This is a genomic window from Azospirillum soli (assembly GCF_017876165.1).
Taxonomy (GTDB): Bacteria; Pseudomonadota; Alphaproteobacteria; order Azospirillales; family Azospirillaceae; genus Azospirillum; species Azospirillum soli.
Genome location: NZ_JAGINQ010000003.1, coordinates 210626 through 231518 on the forward strand (window position 1 = coordinate 210626; position 20893 = coordinate 231518).

Here is a 20893-nt window from a genome sequence, read left to right on the forward strand (position 1 = left end):
CAAAGTGAACCGATCACGCAACCCGCAAACGGGTGCGGTCGGGTTGGAGTTGTTCAGGAGGGATGATGGCACTGCCCTTGATGCCGAAAGCGACGGCCGTTTGGCTGGTCGAGAACACATCCTTGACCTTCGAGCAGATTGCGGCCTTCTGCGGCATGCATTCCCTGGAGGTCCAGGCCATCGCCGATGGCGAGGTGGCGGTCGGCATGGTCGGGCTGGACCCGGTGGCCAACGGTCAGCTGACCAAGGCCGAGATCGAGCGGTGCGAGAAGAACCCGGACCTGCGCCTGAAGCTGCTGGTCCCCGACCTGCCGCTGCCGGCCGCGCGCTCCAAGGGTCCGCGCTACACCCCGATCACCAAGCGCGGCGACAAGCCCGACGCGGTGGCGTGGCTGGTGAAGCACCATCCGGAGCTGTCGGAGGCCCAGATCTGCCGCCTGATCGGCACCACCAAGCCGACCATCGCGGCGGTGCGCGACCGCACCCATTGGAACGCCGCCAACATCAAGCCGCGCAACCCGGTGCTGCTCGGCCTGTGCACCCAGCGCGAGCTGGAAGAGGCTCTGGTCCAAGCCGTCCGCCGCGGCGGCGTCCCGCTGACCCAGGAGCAGCGCGAGGCCGAGGCCGGCGAGGAAGAAGGCTACGGCGACGAATCGCCTTATTCGGAGCGGCAAGGGGCGCGCTGACCCGCGCCGCCAACGCACCCTCCGAAGCCATCGTTTACCGTCATTCCCGCGCGGTCGGGAATCCAGGGGCCAGGAATCCAGAGGCCGGGAATCCAGGGCACGTCAAGAACGTCCCCGAATGGCCCTGGATCCCCGCTTTCGCGGGGATGACGGACGTGCAAGGGGATCTTTTCCCGCATGACCATTCCTCCCCGTCTTGTCGTGGGCATCAGCGGTGCCTCGGGCGTGATCTACGGCATCCGCCTGCTGACCACGCTGCGCCGGATCGGCGTCGAATCGCACCTCGTCGTCAGCCGCTCGGCCGAGGTGACGCTGGCCCATGAGACCGACCTGAAGGTTGCCGAACTGCGGGCGCTGGCCGACGTGTCCTACGCCGCCACCGACATCGGCGCGGCCATCGCCAGCGGCAGTTTCCACAGCATGGGCATGATCGTCGCCCCCTGCTCCGTCCGCTCCATGAGCGAGATCGCCACCGGCGTGACCTCCACCCTGCTGACGCGCGCCGCCGACGTGACGCTGAAGGAGCGCCGGCCGCTCGTGCTGATGGTGCGCGAGACGCCGCTGCATCTGGGCCATCTGCGCACGATGACCCAATTGGCCGAGATGGGGGCGATCATCGCGCCGCCGGTGCCGGCCTTCTATTCCAAGCCGCGCACCATCGACGATCTGGTGGACCACGCGGTCGGCCGCGCGCTCGACCTGTTCGGACTGGACGCCGGCATCGTGCGCCGCTGGGGCGAACCGACCGAGCCGGAGATTCTGGAAACCTGACGCGGCCTCGGCTATATCGCTGGGCGACAGGCTGGCCCGCATCGCGCCGGCCAGAACGATCAGGGGTGTCCTCCAGATGTCCAGCGCCGACCAGAACCACACCATTCGACAGCTCCTGGCGGGCATCAAGGGATTTCGCGCCCGCTATTACGAGCGCCGCCCCGACAGCATGCGCCAGCTGGTGACCGAGGGGCAGCATCCGGACGTGCTGATGATCGGCTGCTCGGACAGCCGCGTCGATCCCGCGCTGCTGACCCAGGCCGAGCCGGGCGAGCTGTTCGTCGTGCGCAACGTCGCCAACCTCGTCCCGCCCTACCAGCCGGACGGCAGCTACCACGGCACCTCGGCGGCCATCGAATACGCCGTGCGCGTGCTGAAGGTCGGGCACATCATCGTGCTGGGCCACGCCCATTGCGGCGGCATCCAGGGGCTGATCCGCCTGCGCTCGGGCGCGCCGGACCAGAACGACTTCGTGTCGCCCTGGGTGTCCATAGCCAGCGCGGCCTGCGATCCCTACATCACCCCCTCCGACGCCGGCACGGACGAGGAACGCCGCAAGGCCGACCTGGAGCGCCTCCAGCAATTTCCCGACATGGTCGAGCGCGCGGCCATCCGCACCTCCGTCGAAAACCTGCTGACCTTCCCCTTCGTCCGCGAACGGGTCGAGGACGGCACCCTGGAAATCCACGGCTGGTGGTTCGACCTGGACAGCGGCGACCTGTGGGCCATCGACATGCAGAGCAAGATTTTCCTGCCCGTCGAATGACGTCCCTGTAAACAGAACGGGAATTCGAAGCGCCCCTTCGCTGTTGGGGAGACGAATGGACGTGTCCACGTCTCTCAACGGAGGAAGCTTCTCATGAAAGGTGCGTTTCGATTTGCCGTCGTGCTGGCGGTTCCGCTTGCGCTGGCAGCCTGCAACGAGACCAGCAACGGCGGTGGTGGTGGCCTGTTCGGCAGCAGCGGCGGCGGCCTGTTCGGTTCCGGCAGCGCCGATGGCCCGTACGCCCGCAACGGCCGTTGCGACGATGCCCGCTACAACACCTCGAACGGCGGCCGCGCCGAAAAGGGCACCGACGAGTACGACTGCTCGCGCTACGGCAACGGGCTGAAGCGCTGAGGCATCGTTGGGCCGCGCGTCCGTCGCGGCCCAACACCTTTACCCTCCCCGCCGCCTCTGCCCAACCGCTGGCGCGGGGGCAACCGGGCGGCCCTGTGATATCGTCGCCATGCCCAAGCCGGGCGGTGGACGAAAACGTTTTCAGGTCGATAGGATGACGACCGCGCGCCGGCCCTCGGCGCTTGTGGACCGCGAGCTTTGCGGGTGGTGCACCCCTCCCACGCGAACCTCCGGTTTGCATTTCGCATATGCAGCAATTATTCTCCGCCGCGATCATCGAGCAACGGGTGAAGAGCAGCCTTTCGGCCATGACCGACCGCTTTCAATATGGCGCACGGGCTCTGATGTGCGCGCTCCTTCCGGTGTTCCTCGCCGCCGGCCCGGCCGCCGCCAATGAAAAGGGCGCTGGCGGCGGTGGCTGCCCCTGGATTCAGGACGTGACGCTCGATGTCGGCGGCAAGACGCTGACCGTCGGGCAGGGATTCTTCACCAGCACCGGCGAACCGCTGGAGCAGGACGGCTATCACGTCTACCCGCTGGTCAATCAGTTGAAGCTGCGCATCGTCGGTCCGCACGGCGAGGAATGGGAAGCCGGACTGACCCGCCTGACCGGCGGCAAGCGCTGCAACGCCTTCTACGTCGGCAAGCCGGTCCAGGTCTCCGATTCGGAAAATGACGGTCGCGGGCTGATCCTGACGCGCTAAAGCGCCCTCAATCGTACAGCTTCGCCATCAGGATGTGGTCGGCGAGGTGGCCGTCGATCAGGGTGTGGCGGCGAGCGAGCGCTTCCCGCCGGAAGCCGCAGCGGTCGTAGAAGCGCAGGGCGCGGGCGTTGTGCCCGTAGACCCAGAGCGCCAACCGGTGCAGCCGGCGCGCCTGGACCCAGTCCTCGGCAGCCGCCATCAGGCGGAAGCCGATGCCGCTCTGCCAGTACTCCCGACGCACGGCGATGCCGAGTCCCGCCTCGTGCGCGGAGCGGGAATAGACTCCGGTCCACAGCGACAGCGTCCCGGCGATGCCCCCGTCCACCAGGGCCAGCAGGGTCGCCGTCCGGTCGCCGGCCCGCTGTTCGGCCAGGAAGCGGCGGGCGGCCGGCACGTCGGGCAGCGACTCGGCGGCGGTGCGCAGGAGGAATGGCGATTCGGCGCGAACGGCCCAGTCGAAGGCGAGATAGTCGGCGGCGTCGTCCGGCCTGGCCTCGCGGATCACCAACCCGTTGAGCCGGGCGGGCGGCAGCGCGTCGAGCATCAGGCTCGGCCAGTCGGGGATGTCGTGCCCGCCGATGAGCTTTCCCATCAGCCACTCGTTCCGCCACGCGCCGTTCACGCGCAGGGCGTCGCGCATCAGCCCCTCGTCGATGAAGCCGAGCCGATGGTAGAGCGCGTGGGCGCGCGTGTTGGTCTCATCGACGGTCAGTTCCAGCCGGTGGGCGCCGATCCGCCGCGCCCAGTCCTCGGCCGTCTCGAACAGGCGCGTGCCAATGCCGCGCCCGTTCCATTCCCGCCGCACGCCGGCCGCGACGGTCACCACGCCCCGGTTGCGGCGGTAGCGCCCGCCATGGGCGCCGATGTAGCCGATCAGGGTGCCGGCGACCTCCGCCACGAAGATGGTGCTGTTGCCGCGCGCCTGGAGGCCGGCGAGGTCGCGCGACCAGGTCGGCGGCTCGCCGGGCTTGCGCGGCATGAAGTCGGTTTCCGCATCCACGCGCGCGACGAGGGCAAGAAGATCCGGAAGCTCCTCGGGCCGGGCCTCGCGGATGATCGCATCCTGATTTTTTTGTGCATCGCTCATGGTGCACAGCCTATGCGTGCGCCATTCATTAGGGAAGGGCGTTGTGACCGTGTGGACGTGCGTTTATCGTCGCGGCTCCGTTCATTCTGGAGCCGACATGCCCACCGTGACCATTCGCCCGGCCGTCGAGGCCGATTGCGCCACCATTCTGCGCTTCGTCAAGGAACTCGCCGCATTCGAGCGCGAACCGGACGCCGTCAAGGCGACGGAAGAGGACTTCCGCCGCGACGGCTGGGGTGAGCGCCCGGTGTTCGAGGCGCTGATCGCCGAGCTGGACGGCGCTCCGGTCGGCTTCGCGCTGTGCTTCCGCAACTACTCCACCTGGGAGGGGCGGGCCGGCATCTTCGTGGAGGATCTGTACGTGACGCCCGAGGCGCGCCGTTACGGCGTCGGGCGCAAACTGTTGACCGCCGTCGCCAAGCGCGCGGTCGAGCAGGGCTGCCGGCGCGTGGATTTGAGCGTTCTGAACTGGAACCCGGCGCGCGACTTCTACCACCGCATCGGCTTCCATCACATGGAGGAGTGGCTTCCCTACCGCCTCACCGGGGAGGCGCTGGCCGCGCTCGCCGCCCAGGCCGAGGCCGAGGGCTGACAAGCCCCTTACCCCTTGGCGAAGGAGAAGGGGCTTTCCCTTCTCCCTCACGCCGCCTTGCTGAGAGCCGCGGAGCTGAGCAGGTCCAGGTAGCCCGCGCGCTCTTCGCGCAGCGTGGCGAGCAGGTCGAGCAGGCTCTCGCGGGTGAAGGTATCGCGCTGGCCGTCGATCTTGTCCTGCGTCAGGCGGATGAAATCATCAACCAAGTCGATGTGAACGCGAGAGGAAGTGGTAATCTTTTCGGCGGTGGCGGAAGCGATCATTTTAAAATCTCCTTTGGCACTGTGTGTTCGTGATGGGTCTATTTGGCCATGAGGCGGTTAACGACTTCCTAACAAGACTATGAGTCAGGGCGTATCTTGAGGGGTACTACTACGACCCGGAAATGGCCGGGAAGACTATTCCTTGGGATTACTCCCCGCTGTCATAAGCCGAACTGGGTTGGGCTGAGATTCAAGGATTCACAAAGCTTTCGCGCCATCGCCGCTTGCGCGGGCGATAGGCCGCCATTCCCGTCGGCGGCGTCGCGGCAGGTCTCCATGGTGCGTTTCGCGGCGTTAACGTCGCCCTTGACCTGACGGAGTAGCCCCATCGCATCGGCCTCGCCGGCGGTCGGGTCGTCCTGTATGTGGCGGGTGTGGCCGTCGAAGGCGCGGGCCGCCTCGTCCAGCGTGTCCGGCGGCAGGTTGGCGGCGCTGAGAAGGGCGCGCAGGCGTTCCCGCACGGTACCGGGGTCCGCGTCCTCGACGGTGGCGAGAAGGGCGCAGCCGGCCGCGACCGCCTGCGCCTCGTCCTCGTTCGGGCCAATGTTCGAAGCTGTGTTCGGAGTGTCGTCGATGTTTGCCATGCCGCTGACAACGCGCGGCGGGGCGGGTGGTTTCCGCGATTTACGCTGCGTGCAGCATCCGGTCGGCGGCGTCCGCCCGTTCCAGCGCGCGGGCGACCAGATCGTCGAACAGATCGTCCACGAGGCTCTTCATGCGCACCGGGGCGCCGCCGAGTTGCGGCCCCTCCATCAGGAGCGAGCCTTCCTCGCCGGGACCGACGATGCGCCAGCCCTGCGCCTTCATCTCGGTGACGCGCTTTTTGGAAATGAACGCACGCACGTGGTTGGCACCGAATTCCGTTGCGAACTCGCCCATTCGATCCTCCAGCGGCCAGAATGCCAGTGGTGGGAATGGTAGCGGAGCACTAAGAACATAACAAGAACAAAACGGCCGAGTGCCGACCGATGTCACGTCTGCTGCGCGATCCCCCTTGCCGGAGCGGCCATTCCGGGAAAAATTCTCTGAACGGAACGATGTCCAAACCCGCGCGAAGGATGGCCGCCATGACCGGGAAAACCGGGGTGCGTAATGAGACCGACAGCTTCGGCCCGCTCGACGTGCCGGCCGACCGCTATTGGGGGGCGCAGACCCAGCGGTCGCTGCAGAACTTCCGCATCGGGGGGGAGCGCATGCCGGCCCCGCTGGTGCGCGCGCTGGGCATCCAGAAGAAGGCGGCCGCACTCGCCAACATGGCGCTCGGGGTGCTGGACCCGCGCCTGGGCCACGCCATTGTCGAGGCGGCGGAGGAGGTCATCGACGGCACGCTGGCCGACCATTTCCCGCTGGTGGTCTGGCAAACCGGCTCCGGCACCCAGACGAACATGAACGCCAACGAGGTCATCTCCAACCGCGCCATCGAGAAGCTGGGCGGCGAGATGGGCTCCAAGAAGCCGGTCCATCCCAACGACCACGTCAACATGGGGCAGTCGTCCAACGACAGCTTCCCCACCGCCATGCACATCGCGGCGGCCGAGCAGATCCATCATGAGCTGATCCCGGCGCTGGAGCATCTGCACGCCGCGCTGGCCACCAAGGCCGACGCCTTCGCCGACATCGTGAAGATCGGCCGTACCCACCTTCAGGATGCCACGCCTCTGACCTTGGGGCAGGAGTTCTCCGGCTACGCCGCGCAGGTGCAGTACGGGATCGAGCGGGTGAAGGCCTCGCTGCCGCAGATCTACCGGTTGGCGCAGGGCGGCACGGCGGTCGGCACCGGGCTGAACGCCAAAGTGGGCTTCGCCGAGGCCTTCGCCGAGGAGGTGGCCCGCATCACCGGGTTGCCCTTCGTCACGGCTGAGAACAAGTTCGAGGCGCTGGCGACCCACGACGCTCTGGTGGACGCGCACGGCAGCCTGAACACGCTGGCCGTCTCGCTGATGAAGATCGCCAACGACATCCGGCTGCTGGGCTCCGGCCCGCGCTGCGGCATCGGAGAGATTATGCTGCCGGAGAACGAGCCCGGCTCCTCCATCATGCCCGGCAAGGTCAACCCGACCCAGTCGGAGGCGATGACCATGGTCTGCGCCCAGGTGATGGGCAACCACACCACCGTCACCGTGGCGGGCGCCACCGGCCATTTCGAACTGAACGTGTTCAAGCCGGTGATCGCCTACAACGTGCTGCAATCGATCCGGCTGCTGGCCGACGCGGCGGTCAGCTTCACCGACAACGCCGTCGTCGGCATCGAGGCCAACCGCGAACGGATCACGCAGCTGCTGAACGAGAGCCTGATGCTGGTCACCGCGCTGAACCCGCACATCGGTTACGACAACGCCGCCAAGATCGCCAAGACGGCGCATAAGGAAGGCACGACGCTGAAGCAGGCGGGCGTCGCGCTGGGCCTGCTGACCGAGGAGCAGTTCGACCAGTGGGTCAAGCCGGAGACGATGGTGAAGCCGCGGTGAGGGGTAGGATGGACAAGCGGAGCGTGCGCCCGTGAAGAAACGCTCCGTCCTTATCGCCGGGCATCCGACCAGCGTGTCGCTGGAGGAGGAGTTCTGGGAGGCGCTGAAGGGTGTCGCGCAGGCGCGCGGCAGTTCGGTCAACGCGCTGATCGAGGAGATCGACCAGACGCGTGCCGGCAACCTGTCCAGCGCCATCCGGGTCTTCGTGCTGAACGCGGTGCGGGGGCAGGCGTGATCCTCCGCCCACGATCCTATGCCCGTTCAATCTCTGTTCGTGGACAGGCTGGGGCGGGCAAGAGTACAGGTGAGTCCTCCGACACCCGCCCGAGTCTCCGCCCGTGCCGCCCGACATCACGACCATCGACGCCATTGCCTTCGCCTGGTTCCTGGCGAGCTGGATCGGGTTCACGATCACCCAGGACCACCTGTTGAAGGGGCGGGTCTTCGTCAACCATCACCTGAAGATGTTGCGGCGCGAGTGGATGGACCGGATGCTCCAGCGCGACAACCGCATCATGGATTCGCAGCTGGTCGGCCACACCATGAACAGCTGCACCTTCTTCGCCTCGACGACCATGCTCGTGCTGGCCGGTCTGCTGGGCTCCTTCGGCGCCATTGAGCACGCGCACGAGATCGTCGGCAGCCTGGCGGTGACGGTCAAAACGTCGCGGGAGTTCTTCGAGATGAAGATGCTGCTGCTCGTGGCGATCTTCACCTTCGGCTTCTTCAAGTTCACCTGGGCGCTGCGCCAGTACAATTACTGCTGCGCGCTGATCGGTTCGGCCCCGCTGCCGCCGGTGCCGGAGAAGGAACGGCACGTCATGGCGGGCCACATCGCCGAGGCGATGACCCTGGCCGTCACCGCACTGAACGGCGGTTTGCGCGCCTATTACTTCGCGTTGGCGGCGCTGGCCTGGTTGATCAACCCGTGGGCCTTCATGCTGGCGAGCACCGGCGTGATCGTCGTGCTCACCCGCCGCCAGGGCTTTTCCCCGACGGAGAAGGTCATCCGGTTGCAGGCGGAGCTGCTTGAGCACGGTTCGAAACAAGCTCGTGATTGATTTCCCGAAAATTACGCCAAAAACCGCTAGGTCTGCGACCATATTGCTACTTCGCCGCGCGACGAATTAATGCTTTGGTCATGCCCGCACAAATCGCGTGCAGCGCAGCAATGCACGGTTGGGGAGCTTGGCCATGGATATCGACACCGCCGTTTCCGTCCTGAACGAGTTGGACGAAGCCGAACGCCTGTTGGGCGAAATTCGGGTGCACGGTGGCGTCGGCGCCTGCCGGGAGGCCATGAACCGCTATCGGGAACTGTTGAACGAGGCGCGGCTGCACCTGGACAACGCCCACGCAATGGCGTGAGGCAAGCGGGCCGAAGCGGCACGCGTCAGGAGGTCTTCCAGAGGACCTTGCCGCCCTTCCCGGCCATCTTCGACCAGTCCTTGGCGAAATAGGCGAAGTCGCGCGAGGGGCGGCTGTAGAGGAAACCCTGCGCGAACTGCACGCCGAGGTCGGCCAGCAACTGGGCGTGTTCCGGCTCCTCCACCTGCTCGCCGATCAGCTTGAGGCCGAGCTGGTGGCAGACGTCCACCATGGACCGCAGCATCGCCATGTCGCGCGGGTTTTGCGAGGCGCCGCGCACGAACCTGCCGTCGATCTTCGCGTAGTCGGCCTGGATTCCGTACAGCGACTGGAAGGAGGTCGAACCGGCGCCCACGTCGTCCAGGCAGATGCGGTAGCCGGCGCGGCGCAGCTTCTGCAAAACCTCGTTCAGCCGGGCGATGTCGGTGACGACGACCGTTTCCGTCACCTCGATCAGCAGCTTCTTCGCCAGATCGCCGTAGGGCTCGGTCACCGCCTGGAACTGCTGGAGGAAGATCGGGCTCATCAGCGTCTTGGCTGAGAGGTTGATCGCCACGTCCGGCAGCTTCGGTTCCTTGTGATAGGCGCGCAACGTGTCCAGAACCGATTGGGTCAGCAGCAGGTCGAAGTCGTAGATCAGGCCGACGTCCTCGGCGAAGGTGATGAAGTCGGCCGGGGACGGCATGCCCTCCACCCGCGTCAGCGCCTCCAGATGGTGGACGGCCTGGGTCTCCACATCGACGATGGGCTGGTAGACGACGAAGAAGTCGCGCCGCTCGATGGTCGCGCGCAAGCGGCCGATCCGCTCCACCGCGTCGGACATCATGCGCTTGGCGCCGTCCTCCAGGCTGGAGATGGTGAACTCCCCGCCCTGGGCCGAGGCGAAGGCCTGCACCGTGTAGACCAGCGCGCGCGCCGCGTCGGCGGCGTCCAGCCGCTCGTCCGACACGTCCAGCGACCAGGTCCGGATGCCGCCCGGCAATTCGCCGCCCGCGTTCTCGATGATCTGGGCGATGTGGTCCTGCACCTCCTGCCCGTCGATGTCGGAGGTGTGCACGATGCCGTAACGGTCGGCGGCCAGTTGGCCGGCGCTGTCGCCGTCGGCGGAAATGCCGCGCAGATAGGCGTCGATGCCCTGCCGCACCTCGTCCGCGGCGCCGACGGGCAGCGCCTCCACCATCGACTGCAACCCTTCGACCAGCAGCAGCGTCAGCCCGTGGTCCAGGCCCTTTTCGCGGGCGCGCAGAATGCGGTCTTCCAGGATATTGCCGAAGGCATGCCCGTCGAGCAGTTGCCCGGCCGCCGACAGCGCCTCGTGCGTGGCGCGCGGGCCGGAGGCGAGCAGGACGGTCAGGAACAGCGAGCCGGGGCAGGAATCGAGCCGGCAGCCGCCGAGCAGCGCCGGAAACTTGTGCCCGTCATAGCCCTGGAAGATGACGCGGGCCGGCTTGATGCGGGCCTTTTCCTGGATGCGCTTGAACAGGACGTGGACGTATTTGCGGTCGTTGGCCGCCACCACGTCCAGCAGGCTGGTGCCGATCAGGCCGGCCACGTCGCCGTCGGTCAGCCGGCAGCGCGCGCCGGCGGAAAACAGGATGGTCCCCTTGGCGTCCGTCTCGATCAGCAGGTCGGCGGCGGCGAAGGCGAAGCCAACGAACCGGTCACGCTCGCGGGACGACTGCGGCCGGCGGGGGCCGGCGCTGTTCGCCGGTCCCGTTCGCGTGCCCGTGTCTTGCGCGAGGTGTGTGGTCATTCAGTAAAATTCGAGATAAAGTTGATCGGATTTGCGAATTTTCGTATCCGGAGAGTAGCGCCCTTCGGGATGCGAAAAAAGCCACAAGAATCGGCATCGCAACCCGCAGAGCGGGAAGCGTGAGGATTTTCAGCAATCTAATCCGAATCGGGCGGGGCGCGCCGGATTACCGCACCCACAGCTTTAGCCCGCAGCGCAGGTTGCCCTCTCCCGGCCCTTCCGGGAGAGGGGCAATCATCATCCCTTCGGGAACAGGCGCGTCACATGGCCCATCTTGCGGCCGGGGCGGGCTTCCGCCTTGCCGTAGAGGTGCAGGCGGGCGCCGGGCTCGGCCAGCAGTTCGGGCCAGCGGAGCACATCGTCGCCGATCAGGTTCTCCATCTCGGCGTCGGCCACGCGGTCCACCGAACCCAGCGGCAGGCCGCACACGGCGCGGACCAGCTGCTCGAACTGGCAGGCGTGGCAGGCGTCCATGGTCCAGTGGCCGGAGTTGTGCGGGCGGGGCGCCATCTCGTTGACCAGCACCGCGCCGTCCGGCGTCACGAACATCTCCACCGCCAGCACGCCGATCAGACCCAGCGCCTCGGCGATGCGGCGGGCGACGCGTTCGGCCTCGGCGGCGGTCTCGGCCGAGACGCGGGCGGGGGCGATGGTCTTGTCGAGGATGCCGTTCTTGTGCCGGTTCTCCACGGCGGGATAGGCGGCCATGGTGCCGTCCTGGCCGCGCGCGACGATCACCGACACCTCGCAGGCGAAGGTGACGAAGCCCTCGACGATGCCGGCGTTGGAACCGATGGAGGCCCAGGCCTCGGCCGGGTCGGTGCCGGGCTCGATGCGGGCCTGCCCCTTGCCGTCGTAGCCCAGGCGCGTGGACTTCAGGATGCAACGCGGACCGATCTCGGCCACCGCGCGGGCGACGTCCTCGGCGCCGTGGGCCGCGCGCCACGGGGCAGTGGCGATGCCGAGACCGTTGACGAAGGACTTCTCGGCAACGCGATCCTGCGCCACCGACAACACGTTGCCGCCCGGATGCACCGGGGCGAAACGGCCGAGATGCTCGACCACGGAGACGGGGACGTTCTCCCACTCCAGCGTCACCACATCGACGGAGCGCGCGAAGGCTTCCAGCGCGTCCAGGTCATCCCAGCGGGCCGAGGTGACCGCCGCCGCGACCTGGGCGCAGGGGCTGCCCTCGGCGTCGGGGGCGAAGACGTGGGTCTTGTAGCCGAGGCGCGCGGCGGCCAGCGCCGTCATGCGGCCGAGCTGACCGTCACCCAACATGCCGATGGTGGCGCCGGGGGCCAAGGTCCGGGGAGGTGTCGTCTGGGCGGCCATGTCAGGCGGGCTCGTCCACGGGGGCTTCGGCCACGGCGGCGGTCTGGCGGGCGCGCCACGCGTCCAGCGCCTCCGCGACCTTGTCGTCCATCAGGGCGATGACCGATCCGGCGAGCAGGGCGGCGTTGATGGCGCCGGCCTTGCCGATGGCCAGCGTCCCAACCGGCACGCCGCCGGGCATCTGCACGATGGAGAGCAGGCTGTCCATGCCCTTCAGCGCGTGGCTTTCGACCGGCACGCCGAACACCGGCAGCGGCGTCATCGAGGCGGCCATGCCCGGCAGATGGGCGGCGCCGCCGGCCCCGGCGATGACGACCTTCAGCCCCCGGCTCTTGGCCGTGGTGGCGTATTCGACAAGGCGGTGCGGGGTGCGGTGGGCGGAGACGATCCGGACCTCGTGCGGCACGCCGAGCGCGGTCAGCGTCTCGGCGGCGTGCTTCATGGTGGTCCAGTCCGACTGGCTGCCCATGATGATGCCGACCAGCGGCTTGCTGTTGCTGTCTACGGGCACGATGGCGCGCTTTCCTCAAGGTCCGGAAAGCGGCGCATTATAGAAAGCGCGCGCGGGGAGTCCAGAGCGTCGCGAAGAACTCCCCCACTCATTCACCTTTTTTTTGTCGGCGATGGCTGCTCGCACGAATGGTTCAGGCGATGATGTCGGGCAGCAGCCGGCTTTCCAGAAGCGTGATCTGGTCCTTGAGCGCGAGCTTGCGCTTCTTCAGCCGCTGGAGCTGAAGCTGGTCGAACGGCGCGCGTTCCTGAAGACGCGCGATCACGTCGTCAAGGTCGCGATGCTCGCTGCGGAGCGATGCCAGTTTCTCTTTCAAGATCTCTTGTTCGTTCATGCGCCCAGTGGCCCGCTGGCTAAGCGGGCGGGACTATATCAGATTTCATCCGAAACGGCACCGCGAAACCTCCGCCGCCCCACCGGGTTATGATGTGCGGGCTATGACGTTGGAATGTGACCCAACCCAAAGCCTTGAAGGATTGCGGCGGAACCGCGTTCTGGTAAGACTACCGAACAAAGCAGGGTCAGGCGAAACGGGGACAGGGAACATGACGGCTGGAAAGCGCATCGGCATTCTGACCAGCGGCGGCGATTGCGCCGGGCTGAACGCGGTGATCCGGGCGGTCGTGCACCGTGCGACGATCACCTATGGCTGGCAGGTCCTGGGCATCAAGGAAGGTACGCAGGGGCTGCTGCAACGCCCGGTGCAGTATCAGGTGCTCGACCTGCCGCAGGTGGACGGCAACATGATGCGCATGGGCGGCACGATCCTGGGCACCACCAACCGTGGCGACCCCTTCGCCTACCCCATGGCCGACGGCACGGTCAAGGACCGCTCCGACGAGATCATCGGCGGCTACCGCGAGCTGGGGCTGGACGCGCTGATCGGCATCGGCGGCGACGGCAGCTTCGCCATCCTGCACAAGCTGGCCGAGAAGGGCGGGCTGAAGATGGTCGGCGTGCCCAAGACCATCGACAACGACCTGGGCCTGACTGAGGTATCGGTCGGCTACGACACCGCCGTCGGCGTGGCGGTCGAGGCGCTGGACCGGCTCCAGCCGACCGCCGCCAGCCACGCCCGCGTCATGGTTCTGGAGGTCATGGGCCGCGACGCCGGCCACATCGCGCTGGCGGCCGGCATCGCCGGCGGCGCCGACGTGGTGCTGATCCCCGAGATCCCCTATTCGATCGACAAGATCGCCGCGAAGGTCAAGCAGGTGCGCTCCTCGGGCCGCAACTTCGCGCTGGTCGTGGTGTCGGAGGCGGTGAAGACCGCCGACGGCACCGGCGTGAAGAAGCTGTTCCAGGGCGGCGAGAAGCGCTACGGCGGCATCGGCGACTACATCGGCGAGAAGATCGCCGAGGCGACGGGGGCCGAGACCCGCGTCACCGTGCTGGGCCACGTCCAGCGCGGCAGCATGCCCAGCCCCCGCGACCGTCTCGTCGCCTCGGCCTTCGGCGTGCATGCGGTGGACCTGATCGCGGAAGGCAAGTTCGACCGCATGGTCGCCTGGTCCAACCGTGGCGTCATCGACGTGCCGATCACCGACGCCATCGCCCGCTACGCCTGCGTGGAGCTGGACGGCGCGCTGGTGAAGACGGCGCGCGGCCTCGGCATCAGTCTGGGTGACTGAAACCTGGACGACGGGGCGGGGCGTCAACCCGCTCTGGGACTTTTCCCTGGCCGTCTACGCGCGGCCGGGAGTCCCGGCGGCGTGCCTGGATCTTCAGGACCGGCGGGGGCTGGACGTCAATGTCCTGCTCTTCGCCGCCTGGGCCGGCGCAGCCTGCGGCGTCCAGCTGTCGGCCAACGAACTCGCACGGGTCGATTCGGCCATCGCCGACTGGCGGGCCGAGGTGGTCCGCCCGCTCCGCGCCGTGCGCCGCCGCGTGAAGGGCGAGGATGACGCCTTCTACGCGCGGCTGAAGGCCACGGAACTGGAGGCCGAACGCATCCAGCAGGACCGCCTGTTCGCCGCGTCGGGCCTGGTGCCCGGACCGGGAGGCGATGCGGCGCTGGCGGCCGCCAACCTGCGCCTTCTGGTGCCGGAGGATGATCCGGCGCTTGGGGTGCTGGTGGGGGCGCTGTAGGCGTTTTCCGCCGAGCGTGGACGTTCTTCCAAACCGGACCGCTTACGCCGTTGCCGCCGCCTTCGCCCGGCCCGCCACCAGCTCCTCGTAAAGCGCCAGATACCGCGCGGCCATGCCATCGGCCGAATGGCGGACGCGGGCGGCGGCGCGGCAGGCGTCGGGGTCCAGGGTCTCGGCCGCCTCGATGGCCTCGGCCATTTCGGCGGCGTCCTTGACCAGAAAGCCGGTGACGCCCGGCTCCACGATGTCGGCCAGCACGCCGTTCGGAAAGGCCACGACCGGCGTCCCACAGGCCAGTGCCTCCAGCGCTGGCAGCGCGCTCGCTTCCGCCGTCAGGCTGGGCGCCAGCAGGCAACGCGCCGCCCCCAGCATCCAGCGCTTGCGCCCGAAGCCGATGGGACCGAGGTAGCGGCGCTTGGGGTCGAGGCGCGGCCGGATCTCGTCCTGGAAATAGCGCTGGTGCTCCGGATGGCGGGGCACATCGCCGCCCAGCAGGAACTGCATGTCGACGTCCCGCGCCGCGTCCAGCGCGATGTGGAAGCCCTTTTCCGGCTCGATCAGACCCAGCCCGACCGCGAAACGCCGCTTCGGCACCCGGATGTAGAGGCGGTCCACCGCCACGCCCGTCTCGATGGGCGGCAGCAGAGCCAGTCCCGGCGGGGCGGAGCGCGCCTGCGCCGTCGAGACGGTGTTCAGGTGCGTGCCCGGCCGCGCCGGCATCAGCGCGTCGGCCGGATAGCGGTCGAGCGGCTGGTGCAGCGTCACCAGCACCGGCACGCCCGGGGGCGGCAGCAGGGCGGCGAAGTCGGGACCGTGCACATGGACAAGGTCCACCCCGTGCTGGTCCACGGCCCGCGCCACCGTTGCCGCGACCCGGCGCAGCACGGCGGCCCGCCCGGCCTCGTCCGGCATACGCTGGAGGCGCGGCATCGGCACCAGCGTCCCGGCGACGGTCGATCCCTCGGCCGCGACGACGACGGAGCGGTGCCCGGCGCGCAGCAAGGCGGCGTCGAGCGCGATCAGCACCTGTTCGGCCGTGCCGTCCGCCTCGGTTCCGACCGTGGTGAAGGGGCACGCAACGCTAAGGACGGTCAGTTCCATCGTGCCTCACTCCAAGCCTAGGTCGATCAGGGCTTTGCCGGCCAGGGCGCGCCAGCGGGCGCCGGTCAGACCGGAACCCCAGGTCTCGTACAGAAGCGGTCCCTCGTGCGGTGGCCGGGTAAAGTCCGGTGGTGCTGCGCGGCGAAAGCGCTCCACATCGACGCGGAACGGGACGAGCCGCCGGGCCTGCGACCGGTGCGCCGCCATCATCCGCGCCTTGACGCGGCGCTGGAGCGCGGTCAGCTCCACCGCGATCACCGGGCGCCGGCCGTCCGGCAGGAAGTCCTGCACGGTCCGCATCCCCCCGCCGTTGTGGTAGGAGGCCATCTCCACCACCGCCGGCACCGGCCGCCCGGTGCGGGCCAGCAGCGCGCAGGCGGCGTGCACGGCGAAGCTGGCTGCGTCGTGGTCCGGGTGGCCGCCCTCGTAGGGGTGAGTCAGCACCACCTCGGGCGCCAGCGCGGCCAGCCGTTGCGCCATGCGCCGGGCCAGCGGCGCCATGTGCAGCATCGCCTGCTGGTCGGCGTAGCCGAACCCTTCCCACCGGCTCAGCGGCAGGCCGGCGGCGCACAGGGCGGCGGCGGCTTCGGCGCGGCGCCGGGCCGCGTAGCTCTGCCAGGACGGAAAGTTCCGGGCGACCGGATCGTGCCCGTCGCGCGGCGCGCCGTCGGTCAGGTGGATGACGTGCAGGTCCAGGAACGGCGCGCCGGTCGCCAACAACCCGCCCGCCCCGATGGTCTCATCGTCCGGATGAGCCACCGCGACGACGACGCGGGACATGTCGGAAGGAAGGCCGAGCGCCGATAAGTGCGTGACGGGGCTGGCCATCGCCTCACCCCACCACGGCGGGCTGGGTGGCGGAGGCCGGCGCGTAGCGCCGCACCATGTCGGCGCAGAACTGCGCGAACTCCTCCTTCACCTGCGGCGGGCTGGTGTGGTGCGGCTCGATGCCCCGATGCTCCGGCGTGAAGCAGAAGGTGACTGTGACGTTGAAATCGGCCAGCGCCTCCATCTGCCGGTCGAACCAGTCCAGTGCCCCGTCGCGGTAACTGTCGGCCCAGCTCAAACCCGTGCGCAGGTAGGTGACGCCCAGGTCCTTCATCCGCTGCACGCCTTCGTCCAGCCGGTGGTCCTGGAAGTGGAACCACTGGCACAGGCCGAAGTCGGGGGCGACCTTCCGGAACTGCTCGTAGGCCGGCTTCTCCGTGCCGTCCTCGCGCACCAGCCCCATGTAGAAATGCCGGTAATAGGACGAGCCCTCCGCCTCCCGGTGGCGCGTCGTGGCGGGCCAGGCGCGCGGCAGGTCGAACAGGCTGTACCAGTGGATGCGCGGCGCCCGCCCGCGCAGCAGTTCGGCCGTCCGCTCCAGCCCGAAGACCTGCACCTCCTCCGCCCCGAAGGTGGAGATGCCGACCTCCGACACCCAGACCGGCAGGTCGGTGACCGCCTGGATCTCCTTCAGCTTCTCCGGCCATTCGTTGATCTGCCAGTGGTTCCAGTCCAGCGGGAAGCCGTGCACGGCGACCGCGTCCAAATGGTTCAGCACGCCGCGATCCTTCATGTTGGTCATGAAGGCCGGGTCGATGGGGGAGATGCCGCCCAGCACCTTCGGCAGGTTCGGGTTCACCTCGGCGATGGCGTCGGCGGCGCCGATCACCATCTCGGCGAAGCGGCTCCAGTCTGGGTCGATCTGAAAGTCCCAATGGGATTTGTTGTTCGGCTCGTTCCAGAGCATCACCGCTTCGATCATGCTTGCCCCTTTATGTGTATTCGTCGAAAATTTTATTCATCACTCCCTCCCCCACCCCCGGAGAGGAACAAACACCCCCTCATCCCCGCGCCGCGCCTCCCGCTGGATGGACGGTCTCCACGAATTGCGACCGTTCTCCCCGGCGGCACACGAAGACCTCTTCCTCGGGATGTTCCAGAATCGTGAAGCCGGCGGAGCGCAACATCGCCTCGGCGCCGGCCCGGTTCGGAATCCACCAGTTGGTCTCGTCGTTGCTGTATTTGTTTTCTACGAAAACCATCCTCGGGTAACCGGGGCGTTCGAAGTGTTCGGTCTCACTGAAGGGATAGTCGTCCTGAACCGGATAGACATCGTCCGGGCCGCGGAGCATGGATTGGAAGACCAACAGATCCTTCGTGACATGCTCCCAAATAAGGTCTAGGGCCAGCAGGGGATGCCGCAGGTGGTAGAGCACCCCCATGAACAGCACGACGTCGAACTTCTCCTTCAGAAGGGCAACGTCGTAGACGGACAGCTTGCGGAACTCGATGTCTGCGCCCATCACCTCGGCGGCGAAGCGGGCCTGGTTCAGGTAGGTGTCGTCGAAATCGACGGCGACGACCCGGTCGGCCCCGCGCCGCTTCATCTCGATGGCGTAGAAGCCGCCGTTGCAGCCGATGTCCAGCACCGTCCGGCCCGACAGATCCTCCGGAATGGCGTGGGCGAAGCGCCGCCACTTGATCGCCGGATAGTCGCCGAGGAAATGGTCCGGCGCCGTCCGCACGCCTTTCAGGTCGATGTTGTGGAACCAGCGCCCCAACTCGCGGACGCGGCGTTCGATCAGGTCAGGGGTCATGGTGCCTTTCCGTGAGTGTTCGCGCCTCTGTCACTCCGCGGCCTCTTGAAAGGTGCCGCTCAGCAAGCCGATCGCGGCGCGATAGCCGCGCACGGTGCCGACATCGACGTACGAGGTTCCCGCGCGCACGCCGACCGCCTCGCCACCCTGGGCGATCCAGGCGTTGACCAGCGTGCCCATGTATTCGTCCTGGCAATCCCGCGCGTGCCACAGGGCGTGCAGTTCGTGCAGCACCGCGCCCGGCATCTTGAAGGCGCCCCAGATCCAGCGGGTGGAGGCGTCCGGGCTCTTCACCTGGATTTCCAGCACGCGCGAGCGGTCATCGGTCACCACGGCGTCGAACAGCTCCGGCTGGTCCACGGGGAAAAGCAGGAAGGACAACCGGTCGTCCGGCAGCGCCGCCAGCGCGTCGTCCGGGAACCACACCGTGTCCGGCAGGCCAACCATCACCGGCTCCGACGGGTGGATCAGCGGCAGGGCGCGGAAAACCGCGTCGCACAGGCCGCCGGGCCGGGGCTGCACCACATAGGCGACCGCTGCCCCGTCCACCTCCCCGCCGTAATATTGCAGGATGTCGAACTTGCCCGGCGAGATGACGAAGGCGATCTTGTCCGCCCCGCCCTTCACCATGCGTTCGACCAGATATTCGCTGACCGCGCGGGGGCGCTCGGTCCCGCCGTCCAGGCGACTGCCCACGGGGAGCAGTTCCTTGGAGAAGGCAAGCGGCTGGATGCGCGTGCCGCTGCCGGCGGCCGGGATGATGCCCCACATGGTCAGTCGTCCCCTCCGCCCTTGATTTCCAGGATGTTGCGCAGTTCCCGCACGCGGCGTTCGGCGGTGTGTTCTTCCAGCGTGCGTTCCCGCGCCCGCCGGGCCAGCGTGGCGAGGTGGTCGCGCGGCAGCATCATCGCCGTGGTCACGTCGTCGGTTTCCTTGGCGACCAGAATGTCCCGCCCCGGCTCGAAGAAGGCTTCCAGCCCTTCCCAATGGTCGGAGATCAGGGGCACGCCGCAGGCTGCCGCCTCGAACAGCCGGCCGGACGGGCACCAGCCCATGCGCTTCATGGCATCGCGCGTGACGTTCAGCGTCAGGGTGGAGGAGCAGAAGAAGGCCGGATGTTCGGCCGGCGGCAGGTGCCGCACGAAGAAGATGTTGTTCGTCCAGGGGAAACTGTCCGGATACTGCGCCCCGCCGATGACGAAGCGCCGCCGCGTCAGGCGCCGCGCCGGCTCGATGAACAGCTTTTCCAGCGTGGCCTGCCGGTCCTCGGCGTAGGTGCCGAGATAGGACAGGTCGCCCAGATAGGTCTGCACCGGATCGACCGGCCGGTGCACCTCCGGATCCACCCAGCCGTAGAGCGGCGCCACGGCCCTGGCCCCCAGCCGGGTCTTCAGCTCCTCCAGCGCCTGCCCGCCGGTGTAGCTGAGCACCACGTCGAAGCCGCCCAGCCCCTCCGCCGGCAGATAGGCGGGCCGCTCGCCCGCGTCCAGCCGCGACAGGGTGACCGGCGTGTCGAGGTCGTAGAAGACCGTCCGCTGCGCCTTCGACCCCAGCACCAGATGCGAGGCCTCCGCCCCGTCCGGGCAGTAGGAGGTGACCATCGCCACGTCCGCCTCGTCGGCGTGGCGTTGCGCATCGTCCCGGATGCTGTCCCAGTCGGAATAGAGCACCAGTTCCCCGCCGGGAATCTCCCACAGGTCGCGGTGCTCCGCGTAATAGGGCACGTCCCGCTCATAGAAGACGACGCGGTTGCCCCGGCGCACCAGCGCCTTGACCAGCCCGCGCCACAGGGTGGCGTGCCCGTTGCCCCAGGAGGAGCTGATGGTGAGTCCGAAGATGACGATTTTCATGATACCGGCGCGATGCTCCCATCGTCGAAGGTGCCGTTCAGGCGCAGGACCCGTGGAGTCCATCCGTCGATGGCTAGAACAGAAATCGAGGCCGGAGAGACCTCGATCCGCAAAAACAAATCGGTGGGAACACCGAGGTAATAGGCCAGCGCGACACGGATCGGATCGCCATGCCCGACCAGCACATGGCTTCCTTCCGGGTCGTCGGCGACGAGGCGGTTGATGAAGCCGACCATGCGCGCCTGCACCTCCGCCATGCATTCGCCGCCGGGCGCGCGGGCGAGGCTGCGGGCGCCGTTCCAGTGGCGCCAGTCCGGATCGTCCTGAAGCTCCGCGAAGTCGCGGCCGGTCCAGGCGCCGAAGTCCACCTCCACCAGCGGGTCGGCGGTGCGGATGGTCAGCCCGAGTTCGCGCGCGATGGGCTGCGCCGTCTGCTGGGTGCGTGGCAGCGGGCTCGACCAGACCGCCGAGACGCGCTCCCGCGCGAACCAGCGGCCCAGCCGTTCGGCCTGCACGCGCCCGTCCTCGTTCAGCGGCGTGCCCATGCGCCCGGCGAGGCCGCGCCCGACGAAATCATGGTCCGCGTGGCGGACGAGATAGACGAGAGTCAT

27 protein-coding genes are annotated in these 20893 nt (G+C 67.9%); 12 read left to right on the top strand and 15 right to left on the bottom strand.

Annotation, left to right across the window (positions count from 1 at the left end; genetic code table 11):
* The first annotated feature begins 65 nt into the window (after positions 1 to 65).
* The 5 genes from J2852_RS06480 to J2852_RS06500 all read left to right on the top strand — a co-directional run bounded on the left by J2852_RS06480 (position 66) and on the right by J2852_RS06500 (position 3281).
* Positions 66 to 686, top strand: a complete 621-nt coding sequence (locus tag J2852_RS06480; RefSeq protein WP_209872697.1) for a DUF1013 domain-containing protein — start codon at positions 66 to 68, stop codon at positions 684 to 686.
* Between the two features lie 177 nt (positions 687 to 863).
* Entirely contained in the window at positions 864 to 1457 is a 594-nt protein-coding gene (locus J2852_RS06485; RefSeq protein WP_209872700.1) for a UbiX family flavin prenyltransferase, read from the top strand.
* A 76-nt stretch (positions 1458 to 1533) separates the two neighbouring features.
* Positions 1534 to 2223, top strand: coding sequence for a carbonic anhydrase (locus J2852_RS06490; RefSeq protein ID WP_209872703.1), 690 nt, complete (start codon positions 1534 to 1536; stop codon positions 2221 to 2223).
* Positions 2224 to 2316: 93 nt separating this feature from the next.
* A complete protein-coding gene (locus J2852_RS06495) occupies positions 2317 to 2577 on the top strand; it encodes a hypothetical protein (RefSeq protein ID WP_209872706.1) in 261 nt (86 codons plus the stop codon).
* A 248-nt stretch (positions 2578 to 2825) separates the two neighbouring features.
* A complete protein-coding gene (locus J2852_RS06500; RefSeq protein ID WP_246499336.1) occupies positions 2826 to 3281 on the top strand; it encodes a hypothetical protein in 456 nt (151 codons plus the stop codon).
* A gap of 7 nt (positions 3282 to 3288) precedes the next feature.
* On the opposite strand, the gene J2852_RS06505 is transcribed toward J2852_RS06500, so the two are convergent.
* Complete coding sequence (locus tag J2852_RS06505) at positions 3289 to 4368, bottom strand: GNAT family N-acetyltransferase (RefSeq protein WP_209872709.1); 1080 nt, start codon at positions 4366 to 4368, stop codon at positions 3289 to 3291.
* 97 nt (positions 4369 to 4465) lie between these two features.
* On the opposite strand from J2852_RS06505, the gene J2852_RS06510 reads away from it, so the two are divergent.
* Entirely contained in the window at positions 4466 to 4960 is a 495-nt protein-coding gene (locus J2852_RS06510; protein WP_209872712.1) for a GNAT family N-acetyltransferase, read from the top strand.
* A 47-nt stretch (positions 4961 to 5007) separates the two neighbouring features.
* Here the strand turns inward: J2852_RS06510 and J2852_RS06515 are convergent, their stop codons facing one another.
* The 3 genes from J2852_RS06515 to J2852_RS06525 form a co-directional block, all read right to left on the bottom strand.
* Positions 5008 to 5223: a hypothetical protein gene (locus J2852_RS06515; protein WP_209872715.1), complete on the bottom strand. Its 216-nt coding sequence runs from the start codon at positions 5221 to 5223 to the stop codon at positions 5008 to 5010.
* A 161-nt stretch (positions 5224 to 5384) separates the two neighbouring features.
* The gene (locus tag J2852_RS06520; protein ID WP_209872717.1) at positions 5385 to 5807 is read right to left on the bottom strand and encodes a TerB family tellurite resistance protein; all 423 of its coding nucleotides are present in this window, start codon (positions 5805 to 5807) and stop codon (positions 5385 to 5387) included.
* 40 nt (positions 5808 to 5847) lie between these two features.
* Entirely contained in the window at positions 5848 to 6102 is a 255-nt protein-coding gene (locus J2852_RS06525; protein WP_209872720.1) for a hypothetical protein, read from the bottom strand.
* 188 nt (positions 6103 to 6290) lie between these two features.
* Here J2852_RS06525 and fumC point away from each other — a divergent pair, with 188 nt between their 5' ends.
* The 4 genes from fumC to J2852_RS06545 all read left to right on the top strand — a co-directional run bounded on the left by fumC (position 6291) and on the right by J2852_RS06545 (position 9059).
* Complete coding sequence (gene fumC / locus J2852_RS06530; RefSeq protein WP_209872723.1) at positions 6291 to 7691, top strand: class II fumarate hydratase; 1401 nt, start codon at positions 6291 to 6293, stop codon at positions 7689 to 7691.
* 31 nt (positions 7692 to 7722) lie between these two features.
* Positions 7723 to 7926 (top strand): ribbon-helix-helix domain-containing protein, encoded by a 204-nt coding sequence (locus tag J2852_RS06535; protein WP_209872726.1) that lies wholly within the window; start codon positions 7723 to 7725, stop codon positions 7924 to 7926.
* Between the two features lie 103 nt (positions 7927 to 8029).
* On the top strand, positions 8030 to 8752 hold the full coding sequence (locus J2852_RS06540; RefSeq protein ID WP_209872729.1) for a DUF599 domain-containing protein: 723 nt from the start codon (positions 8030 to 8032) through the stop codon (positions 8750 to 8752).
* A 133-nt stretch (positions 8753 to 8885) separates the two neighbouring features.
* The gene (locus J2852_RS06545; protein WP_209872732.1) at positions 8886 to 9059 is read left to right on the top strand and encodes a hypothetical protein; all 174 of its coding nucleotides are present in this window, start codon (positions 8886 to 8888) and stop codon (positions 9057 to 9059) included.
* Between the two features lie 25 nt (positions 9060 to 9084).
* Here the strand turns inward: J2852_RS06545 and J2852_RS06550 are convergent, their stop codons facing one another.
* From J2852_RS06550 to J2852_RS06565, 4 genes are all read right to left on the bottom strand, one after another.
* On the bottom strand, positions 9085 to 10812 hold the full coding sequence (locus J2852_RS06550; RefSeq protein ID WP_209872735.1) for an EAL domain-containing protein: 1728 nt from the start codon (positions 10810 to 10812) through the stop codon (positions 9085 to 9087).
* 237 nt (positions 10813 to 11049) lie between these two features.
* Positions 11050 to 12147: a 5-(carboxyamino)imidazole ribonucleotide synthase gene (locus J2852_RS06555; RefSeq protein ID WP_209872738.1), complete on the bottom strand. Its 1098-nt coding sequence runs from the start codon at positions 12145 to 12147 to the stop codon at positions 11050 to 11052.
* 1 nt (position 12148) lies between these two features.
* Positions 12149 to 12616, bottom strand: a complete 468-nt coding sequence (purE, locus tag J2852_RS06560; protein ID WP_209873325.1) for a 5-(carboxyamino)imidazole ribonucleotide mutase — start codon at positions 12614 to 12616, stop codon at positions 12149 to 12151.
* Between the two features lie 175 nt (positions 12617 to 12791).
* The gene (locus J2852_RS06565) at positions 12792 to 12992 is read right to left on the bottom strand and encodes a YdcH family protein (RefSeq protein ID WP_209872741.1); all 201 of its coding nucleotides are present in this window, start codon (positions 12990 to 12992) and stop codon (positions 12792 to 12794) included.
* A gap of 211 nt (positions 12993 to 13203) precedes the next feature.
* Here J2852_RS06565 and J2852_RS06570 point away from each other — a divergent pair, with 211 nt between their 5' ends.
* Both J2852_RS06570 and J2852_RS06575 read left to right on the top strand, forming a co-directional pair.
* Complete coding sequence (locus J2852_RS06570) at positions 13204 to 14289, top strand: ATP-dependent 6-phosphofructokinase (RefSeq protein WP_209872744.1); 1086 nt, start codon at positions 13204 to 13206, stop codon at positions 14287 to 14289.
* A complete protein-coding gene (locus tag J2852_RS06575; protein WP_209872751.1) occupies positions 14282 to 14746 on the top strand; it encodes a TIGR02444 family protein in 465 nt (154 codons plus the stop codon). Before J2852_RS06570 ends, J2852_RS06575 begins: the two co-directional genes overlap by 8 nt.
* A 42-nt stretch (positions 14747 to 14788) precedes the next feature.
* Here the strand turns inward: J2852_RS06575 and J2852_RS06580 are convergent, their stop codons facing one another.
* From J2852_RS06580 to J2852_RS06610, 7 genes are all read right to left on the bottom strand, one after another.
* On the bottom strand, positions 14789 to 15847 hold the full coding sequence (locus J2852_RS06580) for a glycosyltransferase (RefSeq protein ID WP_209872753.1): 1059 nt from the start codon (positions 15845 to 15847) through the stop codon (positions 14789 to 14791).
* Between the two features lie 6 nt (positions 15848 to 15853).
* On the bottom strand, positions 15854 to 16675 hold the full coding sequence (locus J2852_RS06585) for a PIG-L deacetylase family protein (protein ID WP_209872755.1): 822 nt from the start codon (positions 16673 to 16675) through the stop codon (positions 15854 to 15856).
* Positions 16676 to 16679: 4 nt separating this feature from the next.
* Entirely contained in the window at positions 16680 to 17597 is a 918-nt protein-coding gene (locus tag J2852_RS06590; protein ID WP_209872757.1) for a glycoside hydrolase 5 family protein, read from the bottom strand.
* Between the two features lie 79 nt (positions 17598 to 17676).
* Positions 17677 to 18432 (bottom strand): TIGR04290 family methyltransferase, encoded by a 756-nt coding sequence (locus tag J2852_RS06595; RefSeq protein WP_209872759.1) that lies wholly within the window; start codon positions 18430 to 18432, stop codon positions 17677 to 17679.
* Positions 18433 to 18462: 30 nt separating this feature from the next.
* On the bottom strand, positions 18463 to 19203 hold the full coding sequence (locus J2852_RS06600; protein WP_209872761.1) for a sugar phosphate nucleotidyltransferase: 741 nt from the start codon (positions 19201 to 19203) through the stop codon (positions 18463 to 18465).
* A gap of 2 nt (positions 19204 to 19205) precedes the next feature.
* On the bottom strand, positions 19206 to 20282 hold the full coding sequence (locus J2852_RS06605) for a CgeB family protein (protein WP_209872763.1): 1077 nt from the start codon (positions 20280 to 20282) through the stop codon (positions 19206 to 19208).
* Positions 20279 to 20893, bottom strand: coding sequence for a histidine phosphatase family protein (locus J2852_RS06610; protein WP_209872765.1), 615 nt, complete (start codon positions 20891 to 20893; stop codon positions 20279 to 20281). Before J2852_RS06610 ends, J2852_RS06605 begins: the two co-directional genes overlap by 4 nt.

Excerpts from the sequence above, each read along its gene's own strand:
- J2852_RS06480 (WP_209872697.1), top strand. The coding sequence starts at position 66 with ATGGCACTGCCCTTGATGCCGAAAGCGACGGCCGTTTGGCTGGTCGAG.
- J2852_RS06485 (WP_209872700.1), top strand. The coding sequence starts at position 864 with ATGACCATTCCTCCCCGTCTTGTCGTGGGCATCAGCGGTGCCTCGGGC.
- J2852_RS06490 (WP_209872703.1), top strand. The coding sequence starts at position 1,534 with ATGTCCAGCGCCGACCAGAACCACACCATTCGACAGCTCCTGGCGGGC.
- J2852_RS06495 (WP_209872706.1), top strand. The coding sequence starts at position 2,317 with ATGAAAGGTGCGTTTCGATTTGCCGTCGTGCTGGCGGTTCCGCTTGCG.
- J2852_RS06500 (WP_246499336.1), top strand. The coding sequence starts at position 2,826 with ATGCAGCAATTATTCTCCGCCGCGATCATCGAGCAACGGGTGAAGAGC.
- J2852_RS06505 (WP_209872709.1), bottom strand. The coding sequence starts at position 4,368 with ATGAGCGATGCACAAAAAAATCAGGATGCGATCATCCGCGAGGCCCGG.
- J2852_RS06510 (WP_209872712.1), top strand. The coding sequence starts at position 4,466 with ATGCCCACCGTGACCATTCGCCCGGCCGTCGAGGCCGATTGCGCCACC.
- J2852_RS06515 (WP_209872715.1), bottom strand. The coding sequence starts at position 5,223 with ATGATCGCTTCCGCCACCGCCGAAAAGATTACCACTTCCTCTCGCGTT.
- J2852_RS06520 (WP_209872717.1), bottom strand. The coding sequence starts at position 5,807 with ATGGCAAACATCGACGACACTCCGAACACAGCTTCGAACATTGGCCCG.
- J2852_RS06525 (WP_209872720.1), bottom strand. The coding sequence starts at position 6,102 with ATGGGCGAGTTCGCAACGGAATTCGGTGCCAACCACGTGCGTGCGTTC.
- fumC (WP_209872723.1), top strand. The coding sequence starts at position 6,291 with ATGACCGGGAAAACCGGGGTGCGTAATGAGACCGACAGCTTCGGCCCG.
- J2852_RS06545 (WP_209872732.1), top strand. The coding sequence starts at position 8,886 with ATGGATATCGACACCGCCGTTTCCGTCCTGAACGAGTTGGACGAAGCC.
- J2852_RS06550 (WP_209872735.1), bottom strand. The coding sequence starts at position 10,812 with ATGACCACACACCTCGCGCAAGACACGGGCACGCGAACGGGACCGGCG.
- J2852_RS06555 (WP_209872738.1), bottom strand. The coding sequence starts at position 12,147 with ATGGCCGCCCAGACGACACCTCCCCGGACCTTGGCCCCCGGCGCCACC.
- purE (WP_209873325.1), bottom strand. The coding sequence starts at position 12,616 with ATGGGCAGCCAGTCGGACTGGACCACCATGAAGCACGCCGCCGAGACG.
- J2852_RS06565 (WP_209872741.1), bottom strand. The coding sequence starts at position 12,992 with ATGAACGAACAAGAGATCTTGAAAGAGAAACTGGCATCGCTCCGCAGC.
- J2852_RS06570 (WP_209872744.1), top strand. The coding sequence starts at position 13,204 with ATGACGGCTGGAAAGCGCATCGGCATTCTGACCAGCGGCGGCGATTGC.
- J2852_RS06580 (WP_209872753.1), bottom strand. The coding sequence starts at position 15,847 with ATGGAACTGACCGTCCTTAGCGTTGCGTGCCCCTTCACCACGGTCGGA.
- J2852_RS06585 (WP_209872755.1), bottom strand. The coding sequence starts at position 16,675 with ATGGCCAGCCCCGTCACGCACTTATCGGCGCTCGGCCTTCCTTCCGAC.
- J2852_RS06590 (WP_209872757.1), bottom strand. The coding sequence starts at position 17,597 with ATGATCGAAGCGGTGATGCTCTGGAACGAGCCGAACAACAAATCCCAT.
- J2852_RS06595 (WP_209872759.1), bottom strand. The coding sequence starts at position 18,432 with ATGACCCCTGACCTGATCGAACGCCGCGTCCGCGAGTTGGGGCGCTGG.
- J2852_RS06600 (WP_209872761.1), bottom strand. The coding sequence starts at position 19,203 with ATGTGGGGCATCATCCCGGCCGCCGGCAGCGGCACGCGCATCCAGCCG.
- J2852_RS06605 (WP_209872763.1), bottom strand. The coding sequence starts at position 20,282 with ATGAAAATCGTCATCTTCGGACTCACCATCAGCTCCTCCTGGGGCAAC.
- J2852_RS06610 (WP_209872765.1), bottom strand. The coding sequence starts at position 20,893 with ATGACTCTCGTCTATCTCGTCCGCCACGCGGACCATGATTTCGTCGGG.